15 protein-coding genes and 1 pseudogene are annotated in these 14,604 nt (G+C 40.2%); 10 read left to right on the top strand and 6 right to left on the bottom strand.

The genetic code is table 11. The features are described 5' to 3' along the window. Window positions 1-360 precede the first annotated feature (360 nt). Both dpdA and NYR52_RS14925 read left to right on the top strand, forming a co-directional pair. Window positions 361-2,370 carry a tRNA-guanine transglycosylase DpdA gene (gene dpdA / locus NYR52_RS14930; RefSeq protein WP_259435953.1) on the top strand — a complete coding sequence of 670 codons (2,010 nt, stop codon included), beginning with the start codon at window positions 361-363 and terminating at the stop codon, window positions 2,368-2,370. A gap of 16 nt (window positions 2,371-2,386) precedes the next feature. Then, window positions 2,387-2,947 (top strand): VUT family protein, encoded by a 561-nt coding sequence (locus NYR52_RS14925; RefSeq protein WP_259435952.1) that lies wholly within the window; start codon window positions 2,387-2,389, stop codon window positions 2,945-2,947. Window positions 2,948-3,077: 130 nt separating this feature from the next. Here the strand turns inward: NYR52_RS14925 and NYR52_RS16800 are convergent, their stop codons facing one another. Both NYR52_RS16800 and NYR52_RS14920 read right to left on the bottom strand, forming a co-directional pair. Next, complete coding sequence (locus NYR52_RS16800; RefSeq protein WP_375163160.1) at window positions 3,078-3,551, bottom strand: tunnelling fold family protein; 474 nt, start codon at window positions 3,549-3,551, stop codon at window positions 3,078-3,080. A 277-nt stretch (window positions 3,552-3,828) separates the two neighbouring features. Then, window positions 3,829-4,669 (bottom strand): IS5 family transposase gene (locus tag NYR52_RS14920; RefSeq protein ID WP_375163146.1). Its coding sequence is split into 2 segments (ribosomal slippage): window positions 3,829-4,332 and window positions 4,334-4,669, totalling 840 coding nucleotides; the frame shifts between segments, so codons are not numbered across the junction. A gap of 26 nt (window positions 4,670-4,695) precedes the next feature. Between NYR52_RS14920 and NYR52_RS14915 the strand changes: the two genes are divergently transcribed. Then, complete coding sequence (locus NYR52_RS14915) at window positions 4,696-4,965, top strand: hypothetical protein (RefSeq protein WP_259435951.1); 270 nt, start codon at window positions 4,696-4,698, stop codon at window positions 4,963-4,965. 195 nt (window positions 4,966-5,160) lie between these two features. Here NYR52_RS14915 and NYR52_RS14910 read toward each other — a convergent pair. Then, window positions 5,161-6,593 (bottom strand): annotated as a pseudogene (locus tag NYR52_RS14910) (IS1182 family transposase). Between the two features lie 265 nt (window positions 6,594-6,858). Between NYR52_RS14910 and NYR52_RS14905 the strand changes: the two are divergent. From NYR52_RS14905 to NYR52_RS16675, 4 genes are all read left to right on the top strand, one after another. Beyond that, a complete protein-coding gene (locus tag NYR52_RS14905; RefSeq protein ID WP_259435950.1) occupies window positions 6,859-7,959 on the top strand; it encodes a hypothetical protein in 1,101 nt (366 codons plus the stop codon). Beyond that, window positions 7,907-8,431, top strand: coding sequence for an AHH domain-containing protein (locus NYR52_RS14900; protein ID WP_259435949.1), 525 nt, complete (start codon window positions 7,907-7,909; stop codon window positions 8,429-8,431). Before NYR52_RS14905 ends, NYR52_RS14900 begins: the two co-directional genes overlap by 53 nt. Window positions 8,432-8,483: 52 nt before the next feature. Continuing rightward, on the top strand, window positions 8,484-9,047 hold the full coding sequence (locus NYR52_RS14895) for an imm11 family protein (RefSeq protein WP_022737572.1): 564 nt from the start codon (window positions 8,484-8,486) through the stop codon (window positions 9,045-9,047). Window positions 9,048-10,076: 1,029 nt separating this feature from the next. Beyond that, window positions 10,077-10,367, top strand: coding sequence for an N-acetylmuramoyl-L-alanine amidase (locus tag NYR52_RS16675; RefSeq protein ID WP_106341687.1), 291 nt, complete (start codon window positions 10,077-10,079; stop codon window positions 10,365-10,367). A 200-nt stretch (window positions 10,368-10,567) separates the two neighbouring features. Here NYR52_RS16675 and NYR52_RS14885 read toward each other — a convergent pair whose 3' ends face one another. The 3 genes from NYR52_RS14885 to NYR52_RS14880 form a co-directional block, all read right to left on the bottom strand. Beyond that, on the bottom strand, window positions 10,568-11,002 hold the full coding sequence (locus tag NYR52_RS14885; protein WP_259435948.1) for a tetratricopeptide repeat protein: 435 nt from the start codon (window positions 11,000-11,002) through the stop codon (window positions 10,568-10,570). Further along, entirely contained in the window at window positions 10,972-11,229 is a 258-nt protein-coding gene (locus tag NYR52_RS16795; protein WP_375163208.1) for a tetratricopeptide repeat protein, read from the bottom strand. The genes NYR52_RS14885 and NYR52_RS16795 overlap by 31 nt, the downstream gene beginning before the upstream one ends. 72 nt (window positions 11,230-11,301) lie before the next feature. After that, a protein-coding gene (locus tag NYR52_RS14880) for an IS5 family transposase (RefSeq protein WP_375163144.1) occupies window positions 11,302-12,142 on the bottom strand; the annotation gives its coding sequence in 2 pieces (ribosomal slippage) (window positions 11,302-11,805 and window positions 11,807-12,142; 840 coding nt in all). 242 nt (window positions 12,143-12,384) lie between these two features. On the opposite strand from NYR52_RS14880, the gene NYR52_RS14875 reads away from it, so the two are divergent. The 3 genes from NYR52_RS14875 (at window position 12,385) to NYR52_RS14865 (ending at window position 14,595) form a co-directional block, all read left to right on the top strand. After that, a complete protein-coding gene (locus NYR52_RS14875; protein ID WP_259435947.1) occupies window positions 12,385-12,936 on the top strand; it encodes an imm11 family protein in 552 nt (183 codons plus the stop codon). Window positions 12,937-13,332: 396 nt separating this feature from the next. Then, entirely contained in the window at window positions 13,333-13,791 is a 459-nt protein-coding gene (locus NYR52_RS14870) for a hypothetical protein (protein ID WP_259435946.1), read from the top strand. 123 nt (window positions 13,792-13,914) lie between these two features. Next, window positions 13,915-14,595: an EcsC family protein gene (locus NYR52_RS14865; protein WP_246026916.1), complete on the top strand. Its 681-nt coding sequence runs from the start codon at window positions 13,915-13,917 to the stop codon at window positions 14,593-14,595. Window positions 14,596-14,604 lie beyond the last annotated feature (9 nt).

The following is a 14,604-nucleotide window of genomic DNA, read 5'->3' as shown; positions in this document are numbered from 1 at the left end:
TTTTATTCATAGTGTTACTGGAAAAAGTATATCTTAATCACTCGCCACCTGCCTCTACTATCTATCTAAATTCAGTAAATTGACACATTACTTGAGTAACTATAATCAACGATAGTATTTTTAGTTATTTACAAGATTGATTATGTAATTAGATATATTATCAAGATTAATTAGGGAACAATTTACAAAAAGATAAAAAGGTTTGTATGTACCTAGATACTTGTGTTTGTGCTATTCTAAAAGATGCACCATTGTGTGAACTAAAAGGATAAAGAATATAGAAGGAACAATAATAAAAGGGTATCCTTGTGTATATTTAACTAATTTTAGCAAATCGATGATGAGGTGAATTTACTAACAATGCGAACGTTAGTCGTGACGTCTTGTACCGGACAAAAAAAACATAGCCCAGAAAACCAATTAACAATTAATGATTTTAGAGATGCATCTCTTTTACATAAGAGAAGCCTAGAACTTTCTGCTTATGAAGAAACTGCCGGAGAGATGTATACAGGCAGACAACATACTTCGTTAATGCATGGGATTAAAGAATATAGAAAGCATCGAGATGATATTGATGTAGCCATTCTTTCTGCTGGTTACGGCCTTCTAAAAGAAGATGATAAGATCGTACCGTACAATGTTACTTTTAATTCGATGAATGGCACCGCAATTAAAGAGTGGTCTCAGTATCAAAGAATGAATGACCAACTTCAAAACTTCATTTCAAAATATGACTTGGTATTTTTTCTTCTAGGTGACTCTTATCTAAAAGCAATTGATTGGGAAAGCATTAGAATAAAGGAACATCAGAAATTTATCTTTTTTGTAGGCAACGCAAGTCAAAATAAAGTACTTGTGCAAGAAAATATGTATACACTTGCGATGGGAAGTAAAGAAGCGAGTTATTTTAAAGCTGGTTTAGTCTGGTTAAAAGGAGAACTATTCTCTCGTTTGTTGAAATCTCTGATTAAAACTCCAGAACATACTTGGGATGACATATTGAAAAATCCGATGTGCATTCGTGATTTTATTATAAATGGTGAACAGGTAGAACAACTCTCGTTTTTTGAAGAAAGTAAAGTAGAGAATGATTTACTTCCTATCAACAAGTATGTCCCTCCTTTTTTTGTATCACAAGATCTAATAGCAAAGAATTACACAGGTCAGTTCCGATTTTTTATGCCCGAAAATGATGATCGTGTAGATGGCGATTATGATTTCATCCGAGACTATTCTGATCCCAATCGCAATCCTTTATTAAATGATGTCTATGCTCATGAGTTATACGGGTCTCCTCAATATGATGGGGTTTTGATTTCTAAAGTTAATATTGATGCTACAAAGAGAAAGCGTGAGTTAATAAAAGAAATGGGTGGGTTGCATAATTTCTTAAGGCTTCCGCTTTCTATTCCGATTATGGGTGACTGCGGTGCTTTTAGTTATTTTTCCCAAGAGGAACCACCCTATAACACTGCCGAAATACTAGAGTACTATGATCAATTCCGATTTGATATTGGTGTTTCGATTGACCATTTAATCGTTGGTTCTATTGAGAAAGATGAATCGGAACGTGCCAGACGGTATGAAATCACGTTAAAAAATGCCAGAGAGTTTATTGAGAAGCATAAAGAGCGTGGATACAAGTTTATTCCGATGGGGGTTGTACAAGGCTGGGATCCTTTTTCCTTTCGTAGTGCAGTAGAAGAAGTTATTTCTATGGGATATAAGCATATTGCACTAGGTGGATTGGCAAAAGATAAATCAGAAAAGATTTTTGAAATCTTGAAAGAAATTTCACCAATCATCCCAGATGATTCTTATCGAGTGCATTTGTTTGGTGTAGCAAGAAGTCCAGAAATCATGGATGTTTTTAGTAAGCTTGGGGTTACTTCTTTTGATTCAGCTTCTCCTCTACGTCGGGCTTGGTTAGGAACAGGGCATAATTATCATGCAGTTTCAGGTAAACATTATGCTGCTATTCGCATTCCAGAAGCAAAAGGGATTCGTATTCAAAAAAGGATGGAGCAAATTGGAATGTCGTTAGAAGACCTGCAGGCTATGGAACAAAAAGCATTAGATGCTTTAAGAGCTTATGATCAAGGAAGTCTGGATTTGGAAACTACTCTAAACGTAATTATGGAATACGATAAACTGGTCGGGGAAGGAAGAGATAGACACTGGGATCTGTATAAGGAGGTATTAGAAGATAAACCGTGGAAGGCATGCGATTGTCCTATATGTAAAGAAGTAGGAGTAGAAGTAATTATTTTTCGGGGCAATAATCGTAATCGTCGTCGGGGATTCCATAATACGTTTGCCTATTATGAGCAATTGAAAAGATACCAAAAAATGAAATCTAATTGTTAGACGGAGGTGTGTATATGTGAGGGTTCTCTTATATATACTTGCCATTTTAGTTGCAAATGTACTCACAGCGAAGTTACGACCTCTAAACATGGGGATTTTTGTTGTGCCGATTGGGACGTTTTTAATTGGTATTACTTTTATTATGCGAGATTTGGTGCAAAATCAGTTAGGACGTCGTAAAACGTATTATATTATTATAACTGCGCTCTTTCTCAGTGCTATTACATCATTACTGCTCGGTGATACTTTATGGGTAGTGTTTGCTTCAGCTATATCCTTTGCTCTTTCAGAGACAACTGATACAGAAATATATAGTCGATTGCGAACGTCTATGAGCTATCGCGTTATGTATAGCGGTTTAGTGGGTGGTTTGCTAGATAGCACTGTGTTTGTGGTTGTAGGAATTAGTCCTTTGGGTACAGGATTTGTACCATGGGATGCTGTGCCACTTGCTATAGCTGGGCAGGTTATTGTGAAAAGTGTTATGCAACTGATAGGTGCTTTGATTATAGGGAAATTTATTAACACATTAGAAGATACAAATGCAACCAAAAATAGAGTATCTTCTACTTTATAGTGTGATGAGACAAAAGAAGCATTGGCAGAATATGAGGCAATATTTGTTTATGAGTAGGCTGTACCTATAATGAGTACAGCCTACTTAGTTTTGATTGTTTATTACATCGTTGTTTGGTAATCAGATTGTTTCAGTTACTCAAAAAGGATTCAAAATGTGTTAACCTGAGTTCAGCGAATTGTTCCCATCTTGTTTCTGGTTTTCCGTAATTCACATATGGATTAACACACAACCTTTTATGATGGAAAGAGGAAAAGGATATTTCCATATATTTGGGGTTATATGTGTTTACTAGATCTTTAAGAATAATATCAATACAGTTTTGATGAACATTTACATAGCTTTGATAACTGAGGAGATATTGCTTAAGTGATTCTTTTTCGATCAACTTTTTATCAGGGACATAGTTGATAAATATAGAAGGAAATTTAGATGGTTCAGTAACCGAGGGAATTCCAAAAAAATTGGGATAGGTTATTTTAACAAAGTAATTCGTATCTGAGTTTTGATTATTTATGCTCTTTAAGATAGATTGTCTACGATAAAAAGTGAGACGGCTTTGGTTTTGTATAGAGTATAAATTCTCATCTTTTGTATATGTCACTTTTGTAACCACCTTTTTAAGTTATGCATAATGACCATTCGTCTTCAAGTATTAATTCGAATTCTATTAGACATAGAGGTTGCAGTTTTAGTAACTCAATGTCTTTGCTACATACGATCTCTGATTGATAGTAATTTTTTATATTGGATTTTGATTTAGATAAATCCTTTAACCTGATTATATATTACATTTTGTTCGTTTTGGGACACTCACTTACTGGTGTTGATCGCTTTTTTGTTGTTAAGGTAGGACTGACTAGGGCGTGTCTGGTGAATGATTAATTGAGCCACATGATCAAGGAAATCAAGGTAATGGCGGCACAAAAATAAACCGCCCGTTTTTCATAACGAGTGGCGAAGCCACGCCATTGCTTCAGGCGGTTAATACAGCGTTCAATCACGTTTCGGCGTGAATATTGTTCTTTGTTGAAGGTCAGAGGACGCCCCGGCTTTTTGGCCCGACGCTCCGCCTGATCTCTGCGTTCGGGGATGGTATGGGAAATCCCACGTTTTTGAAGAAATCGACGACAAGACGGATAACTGTAGCCGCGATCGGCAATCAGATGATCCGGCCTCTTGCGAGGCCTTCCTTTTCCCAAACAGGGAACGGAAATGGAATCGAGTAATGCTTGTAATTGGGTACAGTCATGCTGTTGACCGGGAGTGATTGTAAAAGCAAGCGGTCGACCTTTTCCGTCACAAGCAAGATGGATTTTGGTCGTCAGACCTCCGCGGCTTCGTCCGAGTGCCTCATTCTGGAAGCGAGGGTCCCCCTTTTTTCGGCGCGCCTGCGGCGTGCTGATGAGCTCGGACAATCGTGCTGTCAACGAAAACAACCCAATCGACATCGGAAACGGCGTGGGAGTAAGTCTGAACATGCTTAAGCAAGCGATCCCACGTCCCATCCTTTTGCCAACGTGTAAAACGATAGTAGCAAGTTTTCCAAGAACCATAACGTGCAGGCAGATCCCGCCAGGGAGATCCCGTCCCAAACTTCCACAGGATTCCGTTCAAAATGGTTCGGTGGTCTTTCCACTGTCCGCCTCGTTTCCCATTCGAAGGCAATAAAGGCTCGATCTTTTCCCAAGCCTCATCTGTAATCTCATAACGCCGTCTCATCATGATGTCTCCTTGCTTTTGTTGTTATGAACATTCTAACAGGAAATCATGATGGATTCACCAGACACGCCCTAGACGGTTTTTTGTTTCAAGCTGATTCAAAATTAGATTGCTCCGTGTTTGAAGATGATGATATGATTGACGAAATTGATAACTTTGTTAAAGATTATTTAGTTACTTTTCTTCAAGAATGTTTTAATGATGCAGGGGGGAAACTTTCGAAAATTCCTTATTACTTGTACTATCCCAATACAGGGGCGGCTTATGATTTGCTAAGTGAGAAATGGTTAGAATAAAAGTAATTGAATAAAGTACTTAGTTTAGATAAGCATTATCATAATCTAGTATGGGGTTTCATCTCGTTACTGAAATTTGACGCGGGTTTATTTGCTCTAAATGTTTCTAATATATCCTTAGCCTTTTACTTGTAATGAAGAGGTACAGATTCGAACCATATCATAAGTACTAAAAGAGCCCAAGATCTTGGGCTCTCAGACTGTAGACAAACCCCTTCTGAAAACGGTGTTCAGAAGGGGTTTGTTGGCTAGACGATAAAAATATCGGGTAAGGCGATGGTTGCGCCATCGCCAATTGGCCAACTTCTTTAAATTCATGGCAACAAAAAGTAGCATCGCTTGCATTTGAACTCGACGCTTCCCTCGAAGCGTCGTCCAACGCATTCCATGCTTTTCTTTCATATCGGCAAATACTCGTTCAATTGTCAATTGTTTCTTTCCGTTGTTTATAAATTATTTTATTCTGTTCCGTGTGCCGGAGATGTTCAGCTTCATCTAAATAGGCTTACCAAATATGTCGTTGAATCTGTTTTGTATGGTTCCGGCTGTTCGTACATTGAGAAAGGAATGGACAATCTTTACAGATTTTTGGATCAGATATGTACTGACGGTAGCCTTCACGATTAGTTGTACGGTAAGTCAACGTTTCATTAGCAGGGCAAATATACCAGTCATAATACTCGTCATAAACAAATTCATGTTTTCGAAACAAACCTTTTTTCGTTTGAGGTCTTGTATAAGGCATAACGGGACGAACTCCGTCATCAAGCAAGATTTTGCTAATGTAAGGAGTTTTGTAGCCAGCATCAACAGCGACCGCTGTTGGTTGAGTAACTGTGAGTTTGATCCGATCATAAAGAGATGAGAAGACTTGGCTATCGTGAACATTACTTGGTTCTACTATCGCTCCCAAGACAAAGCCATTCCGATCACAACCAGTATGAAAGGAATAAGCGAAAACGGATTCGCGTTCATTTTTTACAAAGTATCCGCTATCCGGGTCAGTTGTGTTTTTCTTAACTTCTTTGACTTCAACATTAGTCTTGGGAGCTAGTGCCTTTTTTCCGTTAGCCAAACGAATCTTGATTGATCTCATCATGAAGTTGCTCTTGATAGGTTCGGGTCTGCGCCCGAACCAACTTCTTTACATATTTCTTTTTGTTTGCATTGGCTTTTACATGTGTTGAATCAATAAAGATGACTTCTGGATTAACAAAGCCATGATCGATTGCTTCTTGTAAAATACGATAAAAAATCACTTCAAAAAGATCGGTGTCTTGAAAACGGCGGACATAATTCTTTCCGAACGTTGAAAAATGGGGGATTTTTTCTGTGAGCCCATAACCAAGAAACCAACGATATGCCACATTGGTTTCAATCTCTTTAATGGTTTGCCTCATGGATCGAATGCCAAATAAATACTGAATGAGCGTCATTTTAATTAAGACCACTGGATCAACACTAGGGCGTCCATTATCAAGGCAATAATAGTCTTCAACCAGATCATAGATAAAGTCAAAATCAATACTGGATTCAATCTTGCGGACCAGATGGTCCGCGGGCACTAAATCATCTAATGTTATGATTTCAAGCTGGTTTCGACCACTTTTCCCATGTTTGGATAACACAAAAAATCCCCCATTATTCATTTTCTTATTAATGGGATTCGACAAAAAAAGCTTGTCGACCTGTCTGCAATCACAGACTTTGTCGACAAGCTGGGCAACGGAATATCCTTTGCTTTTTACTTTTCAACTTAAAATATTTCCTTCTATTTCCGGTTGACATAAAATAGGGTTGTAATAAAAAAATCAACCGGAAGGTGAACGCCTATTGAAAAGGTTCTTAAGTAGAATGGCCAGAGTTCTGCAGAGTCGGAAAGGGTCGCCAACGATGGAATATGTGGTGGTCATCGCCTGTGGTGTTGCGCTGGCTTTATTGTTAAACCAAGTGATGGCCTTTGCAGAGGTGCAAGGAGCTCTGAAAGATAAGATCATGCAAGTGATCACAGGACAAAACATGGTTGTCTCAGTGGATGAAGATCCTAAAGAACAATCACTTGACGAAAGAAAAAACGATTTTTTTAGAAAGCCAGAATGGATAAACGATCTTGCATCTGGTTATCAAGCATTAAAAAACAAGTTCAAAGAAGGATTATCGGAAACAAGGGAAAATGTAAAAAACATCGAGTTGGAGGAAGTCACCCAGTCTTTATGGAATAACACTACCAACGCTTTAGAAAGCGTATGGCAATGGGTGAAGGAAAATAAAGAAGTGGTTGCTTCAGCTGGGGTGATCATTGCTGGAGTCGGGCTCTTACTCATCCCAGGATTGGAGCCGTTGGGGCTTATGCTGTTGGCGAACTGGGGCTTATCGTTAGGCTTCGGAGCGTTACTTAATGGCGGCCAAGTAGACAAGACGGTGCTGTTGGGAGCGGCTATTGGTGGAGCGGCTGGAGCCATTGGTGGTGGAGTAGCGAGTGCGCTCTTTTCCGGTTTGGCAAAGTTTGCGCCAGGGCTTGGAGCCGCTATAACAGGATCGCGTTTTCTAGGTCCTATTATCAGTGGTGGGAAGCAGATTCTTGGTAAAGCTCCCGCTTTTGTCCAACGCATGGCCAGCGGACTCTTTAGCAAAATGGGTGCCATGGCGGCAACAGAAGGGGCTATCACCAGTGGCGTAGATGACTGGTTAAGAGGGAAAGAGCTGAATTGGAAACGAGCTATTCTCTCAGGGTTGGCTGGAGCTACATTAGTTGGTTTTGCTTCAGGTACGTATCCGCTTGTGCAACCGCTGCTTAACAAAACGACGGCTGCAATTGAAAAACATGCTGGCCCGGTTGTGGCTAAGATAAAGCCGGTTGTTCAAAATGCAGGAAAATGTTTAGGTTACCAGCAGACTCCGCGATATTTTGCGTTGATTAAACTTGGCAATGGGAACTTTATTGAGTGTTTGTTATGCACAAGCGGATCGAGGAAGTGGTGGGGGAAGAAGTAAAAGCAGTAATGGAGCAAAAGTAACTTCAGCTCAGGGATATGCTACCCTAGTCAGTAACCGTACTCAGTTAGCAGGGGATTATAAGGAAGGAACACAGGCATCCGTTATATTGCGTGAAGAGCTCAAGAAGGCAGGTGTCGAAACTCCTCCTTATCCTAATGCCGCGCATCATATTATCCCTTGGAATGATCCGAGAGCGCGAGAAGCTCAACAGCTGATGAGGGAATTCGGCATAAACGAAAACTCTGCAGCGAATGGAGTGTTTTTGCCTTACGTTGACAGTAAGCATCCACAAGGAAAGTATGTTGGGAGCGAGTCATTGCATCGAGGAAATCACTCTGGCGCATATATTGAATATGTCACTAATCGTTTGATAAAAGTAAGAGAAACTGGTGGGACAACTGCTGATGCTGTAGATGAGTTGAATGACATACGGGCTAAGCTTTTAAATGGATCGTTGTCATTGAATTGATGTTCAAAAAAAGTGTTATACTGTTTTTAACATTAGTAATGGAGGAACGAACGTGAAAATATGGGAGTTAAAGGCGTCTTTGGATGAACGTTTTGAAACAATACAGCTAGTGAATTTCGATCAAGATTATGAAAAATATTTTAAGGAAAGGTTTAATTCCATTACTCCTTTAGAAGATGTCTGGGAAGAAGTTAAAATATATACATTGGAAGAAGGGGAGTCTAGCGATTGTCCAAAGTTTTGGGGTCATTCAGCTGCACCTGTTTTCAGTGAGAGAGCCCTTGATGTAACCCAAGATTTTTTGAAGGATAAAGTAGAGGTATTGCCACTTGCCCATCCAGAAAAAAATTATTTTGCTATTCATGTTATGAATGCAATTGATGCAATTGATTACAATCGTGCAGTTATCAGACAATTGAGATCTGGGCTTAGAGTAGGATTTGAAAAGTATGCGTTTATTAAGGAAAAGGTTAAAGGTGAACACATTTTTCGTATTTTCTTAGATGACCGGATTCGCTCGATGGTGTTTGTTTCTAATGAGTTTAAAGAAGCTGTTGAGTCTAATGGGTTGGTTGGATTTCAGTTTAATGAAGTTTGGGATTCAGAGAAAGAATAATTTCGAGGAAATATGTTATAGCGGTTTTTTAGCTAATGGCTTTTTACTTTGAATATTTTTTGTCTGATTCTATAAGGATTGCTTTATTTTGCATGATAAGGTCCACTCCTACTCTTCAATTGGCCTTCTAACAAATCTTCTAATGAAACTTCTAATGTGCGGCATACTCTGGGGTTTCATCCGGTTTACTAAAATCGGCGGAACCTTTGATATGACTAGGGTTTATTTGCTTCTAATGCTTCTAATTTACCCTATGCCTTTCACTCGTAATGAAGGGGTCGCAGGTTCGAACCCTGTCATCAGCACCAAACTAAAGCCCGAAATGTCGGGCTTTTTTTGTGTTTGAAATTGCTCATGAAATATGGCGGGTTGCACCGTAGCCATATTATAAAAATCTAGCCGAGCAACTCTTATATTCTTTGTTGAAATCAGAGGATATAGATTAACATTAGTTTCTTGAAAATGAAACGGACGAAGTAGCCCCCCTTAGTTTCAGGGGGTATAACTTACTAATTTTATTGTCCTTATTCTTTCAAACCAATCCACAGCTTCCTGTTGCATGTTGGTAAGTACATGGCTATAAATTTCCATTGTGATCCGGGTATCTGAATGGCTCAACCGTTGCGCGATTTCCGCGCTTTTTTTGATGCTTCAAAAATAAGGTGATGAGTTGTTCAGGATGAACCGCATGTTACCTAAATTACGTGACCCCAAGGTATGGGTTGTTATTCGCTTTTGTAAAGGTATTTTTAGACGCGCTGCACGTCAATATTGGCCCTGAAGAGTGGCAACTGTGGGAGGGCGTTATTAACTCCGCTTGCAGCGTTGCAAATGGCAGAATTAGTTGGAGAAAAGTTCAATGACTATAAAGGGGTGGCAGTTATATTCCCGCGTAACAAAAATACCTCATCCTCATATCCGGGGCCGCCTGAAGGACTCCGCAAACGGATCGCTTATGCGAATAATAAAAATTCTAATTTTTTCCTGTTTCTGCATTGCAATGCAGGTGGCGGTGGCTTTTAGTCCTTTGTGGCCCAAAATGCACCGGCTCGGATCAAGCAAATCCAAAAAGCAATTAACAAGGTACTGCTTTATCTCAAAGGCTACGGCTTTGGGCCACATGGGAACCCGGCAAAAGTTGATAGTCAGGCAGCTCGTTCCGGGATCGCGGTTCTCCGGGATACCAAAATGAGTGCCGTTTTGCTGGAGAACCTTTTCATCGACAATCTGAAGGAAAACAAGATGTTGCGTGATCGTCGATTCTTGGATGGGCTGGCATGGGCCATCGTTAAGGGAATAGTTTTTGCTAAGAAAAAGTGAACAAGCCGAAGCCGATGTACAGAGTGATGGTGGTTGGGAAGGAGTTTTTTGATACGGCTTATGTGGCGAAGAGTTGAAAAGGCGGTCAAAAACAACAGAAAAGAAGTTAGCATCAAACGGATTTAACAACTTTCCCAAAAAAGAAGAACCCATTTATTTTTAGATGGGTTCTTCTTTACATAAATAATTGTGTATAGCATTTAGTCATCGGGGGGCTCTGGCTGGAATTCCCTTTCAGCATGTGTATTATTGGAATAGCTTTGGTGCATAGTTAATTCACCTCCATTCTGGGATTTTATACTGAGCTCATAAAAACGGGAAAGATATTTGTTGTATTTTACTGTGTCCCTTTTCTCATAGCACTGTGCTAATTTTAGCATAATATCTTTTTCTTTTTTAGTAAAATGCCTTTCGGCTATTTTACCAGCTTCATCAAATTGTTGAATAGCCTCAGTTATTTTGTTCTGCTGAAAAAAACATTCACCTAAAGCAACTTGGGCCTCCAATTGTTTAAGTCCATTATTTACTTTTTTACTTAATTTAACTGCAGAGGTTAGGTATTTTTCAGCAAGTTCCATATTGTTTAACTGTTTGTAGAGTTTCCCTAATTCTGTGTAGTTATATGCTGGTAGCAAATACTTGTCTCGAAGCTTATTTTAAATCGGTATGCTGTGTTGAAGCAGGTTTTTGCTGAATCAAAATCGCCTAAGTTCTTATAAGAAACGCCAAGTGTCGTCCAAAGCTCAAAACAATGGTCGAAGTGTTTAGAACGTTGAGCCATATCAATAGCTTTATTGATACATAATATTGCTTCATCATGATTCTTAAGTTCGTTGTGAAGAATCGCTTGAAGACTATACATAGTTAATTGGGTTTCAGTGTCCATCTCAGATAAGTAAGTCCACATTCTTTCTAGGGCGTGTCTGGTGAATGATTAATTGAGCCACATGATCAAGGAAATCAAGGTAATGGCGGCACAAAAATAAACCGCCCGTTTTTCATAACGAGTGGCGAAGCCACGCCATTGCTTCAGGCGGTTAATACAGCGTTCAATCACGTTTCGGCGTGAATATTGTTCTTTGTTGAAGGTCAGAGGACGCCCCGGCTTTTTGGCCCGACGCTCCGCCTGATCTCTGCGTTCGGGGATGGTATGGGAAATCCCACGTTTTTGAAGAAATCGACGACAAGACGGATAACTGTAGCCGCGATCGGCAATCAGATGATCCGGCCTCTTGCGAGGCCTTCCTTTTCCCAAACAGGGAACGGAAATGGAATCGAGTAATGCTTGTAATTGGGTACAGTCATGCTGTTGACCGGGAGTGATTGTAAAAGCAAGCGGTCGACCTTTTCCGTCACAAGCAAGATGGATTTTGGTCGTCAGACCTCCGCGGCTTCGTCCGAGTGCCTCATTCTGGAAGCGAGGGTCCCCCTTTTTTCGGCGCGCCTGCGGCGTGCTGATGAGCTCGGACAATCGTGCTGTCAACGAAAACAACCCAATCGACATCGGAAACAGCGTGGGAGTAAGTCTGAACATGCTTAAGCAAGCGATCCCACGTCCCATCCTTTTGCCAACGTGTAAAACGATAGTAGCAAGTTTTCCAAGAACCATAACGTGCAGGCAGATCCCGCCAGGGAGCTCCCGTCCCAAACTTCCACAGGATTCCGTTCAAAATGGTTCGGTGGTCTTTCCACTGTCCGCCTCGTTTCCCATTCGAAGGCAATAAAGGCTCGATCTTTTCCCAAGCCTCATCTGTAATCTCATAACGCCGTCTCATCATGATGTCTCCTTGCTTTTGTTGTTATGAACATTCTAACAGGAAATCATGATGGATTCACCAGACACGCCCTAGAGTATATCAAATATGTAACGTCTGTGTTGGAAGATGTAAAGAGGAATAATGGAACAACTGGCGACGCTGTAAAAGAATTAAACAATATTCGAGCTAAATTGTTAGATGGTTCTTTGCCATTGAATTAAATAATTCTCTTGTTCAAAATCTATAATGGTGGGATGTTCATGAAAGTATGGCAATTAGAAGGCTCGCTGAAAGGCTTTGAAACATTAGGCTATACCGATTTTGATCGAGATTATAAATGGAATGATCTACTGATCGAGACTACTCCTCTCACAGATAGATGGGGCTTTGTAGAAATATGTACAATCGATGAAGGAGAAGAAAGTGATTGTCCTCATTTTTGGGATTGTCCTATTCCCGTTTTCAGCAAAAAAGCTGTTCATGTTTTGAGTGATTTTTTAAAAGGTAAGGCAGAGGCGTTACCACTTCATCATTGTGAAAAGAGTTTTTTTGGAATACATGTGATAAACGCAATCGATGCAATTGATTATAATCAAGCGATTGTTAGACAGTTGGATACAGGGCTTCGTGTTGGCTTTGATAAATATGAGTTCATTCAAGAAAAAATAGTAGGTGAGCATATTTTTCGCATATTTTTGGATGACCGAGTGCAGTGGAAGGTGTTTGTTTCTGACGGGTTTAAGGAAATGGTTGAGTCTAATGGATTAGTTGGATTTCAATTTAAAGAAGTATGGGATTCGGAGAAAGAATAATTTTTGAGCGAATCATGATTGTGCAGTAGATTCTTTGGTTAATCAGTTCACTGAAATTGTTCAATTTTACTTAGCATATTGTCATCAGCACCAAGTAAAAGCCTGGAATCTCGTGTGGATAAAAATGAATATGGGCCAATAGCTAAATGACCCTTGTTTTGAATATTTTTTATAATTTTAAAATGATTGATTATTTTTTATTATGAGCTGGCCTGAAGAAGAACAAGGGCCATTTTTGTTATTAAGATATGATTACACGGGAGAGATAAATAAAGAACCAAAGAAGTAAAAAAATGTTTTGTCCATCCCCCGTTTGCGAGGCAATGAATAAAGGAAATAACAAGAAGACGGCGGTTTTGCCGTCTTTCTTCATTGATCGCGTAATGGGGGATTTCTGTGAAAGGAAAAAAAGAGAAGCTTGTCTTATGGGGCAATGTGATTGTTTTCGCTTTATTAGGTGTTTTAGTCTTAGTTATTCTGAGTATTCCTGTACTGATCAATATGGGGATTCTCTCTTTGCTCAAAAACGTTGTCACACTCGGCATTAAAGTCCAATCGACCACCGGTCTGATTTTGTTTGGAGTGGGGGTGTTGTTTTATTTCATTCCATCGATGACGGTGGGCTTTGTATTGGAATTGGTAATACAATTTCTATTCGCTGAAAGGGAAAAGGTAAAAGACGGTTTGGGTGCTGCTGCAGGTTTCTTTCTTGTTTTGTTTCATATGTATGTATTAGATGTGATAATTGAAGATATCACTTTTTCTCTGTATGGGCTTTTGGCTTTGGCATTTGTTTATTCCTTGATATTTGACGCAATGGAACACATGGATGGGCTTTGGAACAAAAAGGAATGAGCATCAGCTTCTCGGCAACCGGGTATATATCACTGTCGCACATACCAGATTACATACGAAGGGTGAAGCTGATTGGATTACGAACAACGTGCACGCCAAGAATGCATTGCTTGGCAGGCAGAAATGCAGAAGTCTCCAACGGTGTTGCAATGGGCGGCCAAGTCAATCCAGGATAAAATCAATGAGAAGATTCCGCAAAAGGTGCATGATGTAATAACTGAAAGCATCAAGCACCTGGTGCGAACGGTGCTTGTCGGTTCGGAGTGGACGACCAAATCAGCTGCCACCGCCGATTCCTTAGAGGAAAAGGAAAAACAAGTACTGGAAAAGATCAAGATGTACAAATACACAGCGACGGTGGAAGGAGCCGGGACGGGAATGGGCGGTTTGTTATTGGGATTGGCCGATTTCCCGATGTTACTCTCGATCAAGATGAAGTTTTTGTTTGATGCAGCCAGCTTGTACGGGTTTGATGTGAAAGATTATCGTGAGCGGCTGTATATTCTGCACATCTTCCAGCTGGCGTTTTCAAGTGGGGAGGTACGCATCGAGACGTTTCATAAGATGAAAAATTGGCAAGAGACGATCCGAGCTTATCCGTCCCATGCGGATTACTTAAACCAGCTGGATTGGCAGAAGTTCCAACAAACCTATCGTGATCACATCGATCTGGCCAAGATGTTGCAATTGGTGCCGGGATTGGGCGCAGTGGTGGGTGCCGCCGCCAATTACCAGTTTCTCGATGAGTTGGGACGTGCAGCCATGAATGCTTACCGGATGAGGATTTTGCCTTTGCCCCGCTAGTCATGGAGC

Origin of the sequence: Laceyella sacchari (assembly GCF_024927925.1) — a bacterium.
Lineage (GTDB): Bacteria > Bacillota > Bacilli > Thermoactinomycetales > Thermoactinomycetaceae > Laceyella > Laceyella sacchari.
Note: the sequence above shows the minus strand (reverse complement) of the source record. Positions and strands in the feature narration are given on the sequence as shown.

Bases quoted from the DNA above. Each gene is read 5' to 3' on its own strand.
- NYR52_RS16795 (WP_375163208.1), bottom strand. From the start codon at position 11,229: ATGTATAGTCTTCAAGCGATTCTTCACAACGAACTTAAGAATCATGAT.
- NYR52_RS14875 (WP_259435947.1), top strand. From the start codon at position 12,385: ATGAAAGTATGGCAATTAGAAGGCTCGCTGAAAGGCTTTGAAACATTA.
- dpdA (WP_259435953.1), top strand. From the start codon at position 361: ATGCGAACGTTAGTCGTGACGTCTTGTACCGGACAAAAAAAACATAGC.
- NYR52_RS14915 (WP_259435951.1), top strand. From the start codon at position 4,696: ATGAACATTCTAACAGGAAATCATGATGGATTCACCAGACACGCCCTA.
- NYR52_RS14905 (WP_259435950.1), top strand. From the start codon at position 6,859: ATGGAATATGTGGTGGTCATCGCCTGTGGTGTTGCGCTGGCTTTATTG.
- NYR52_RS14865 (WP_246026916.1), top strand. From the start codon at position 13,915: ATGCAGAAGTCTCCAACGGTGTTGCAATGGGCGGCCAAGTCAATCCAG.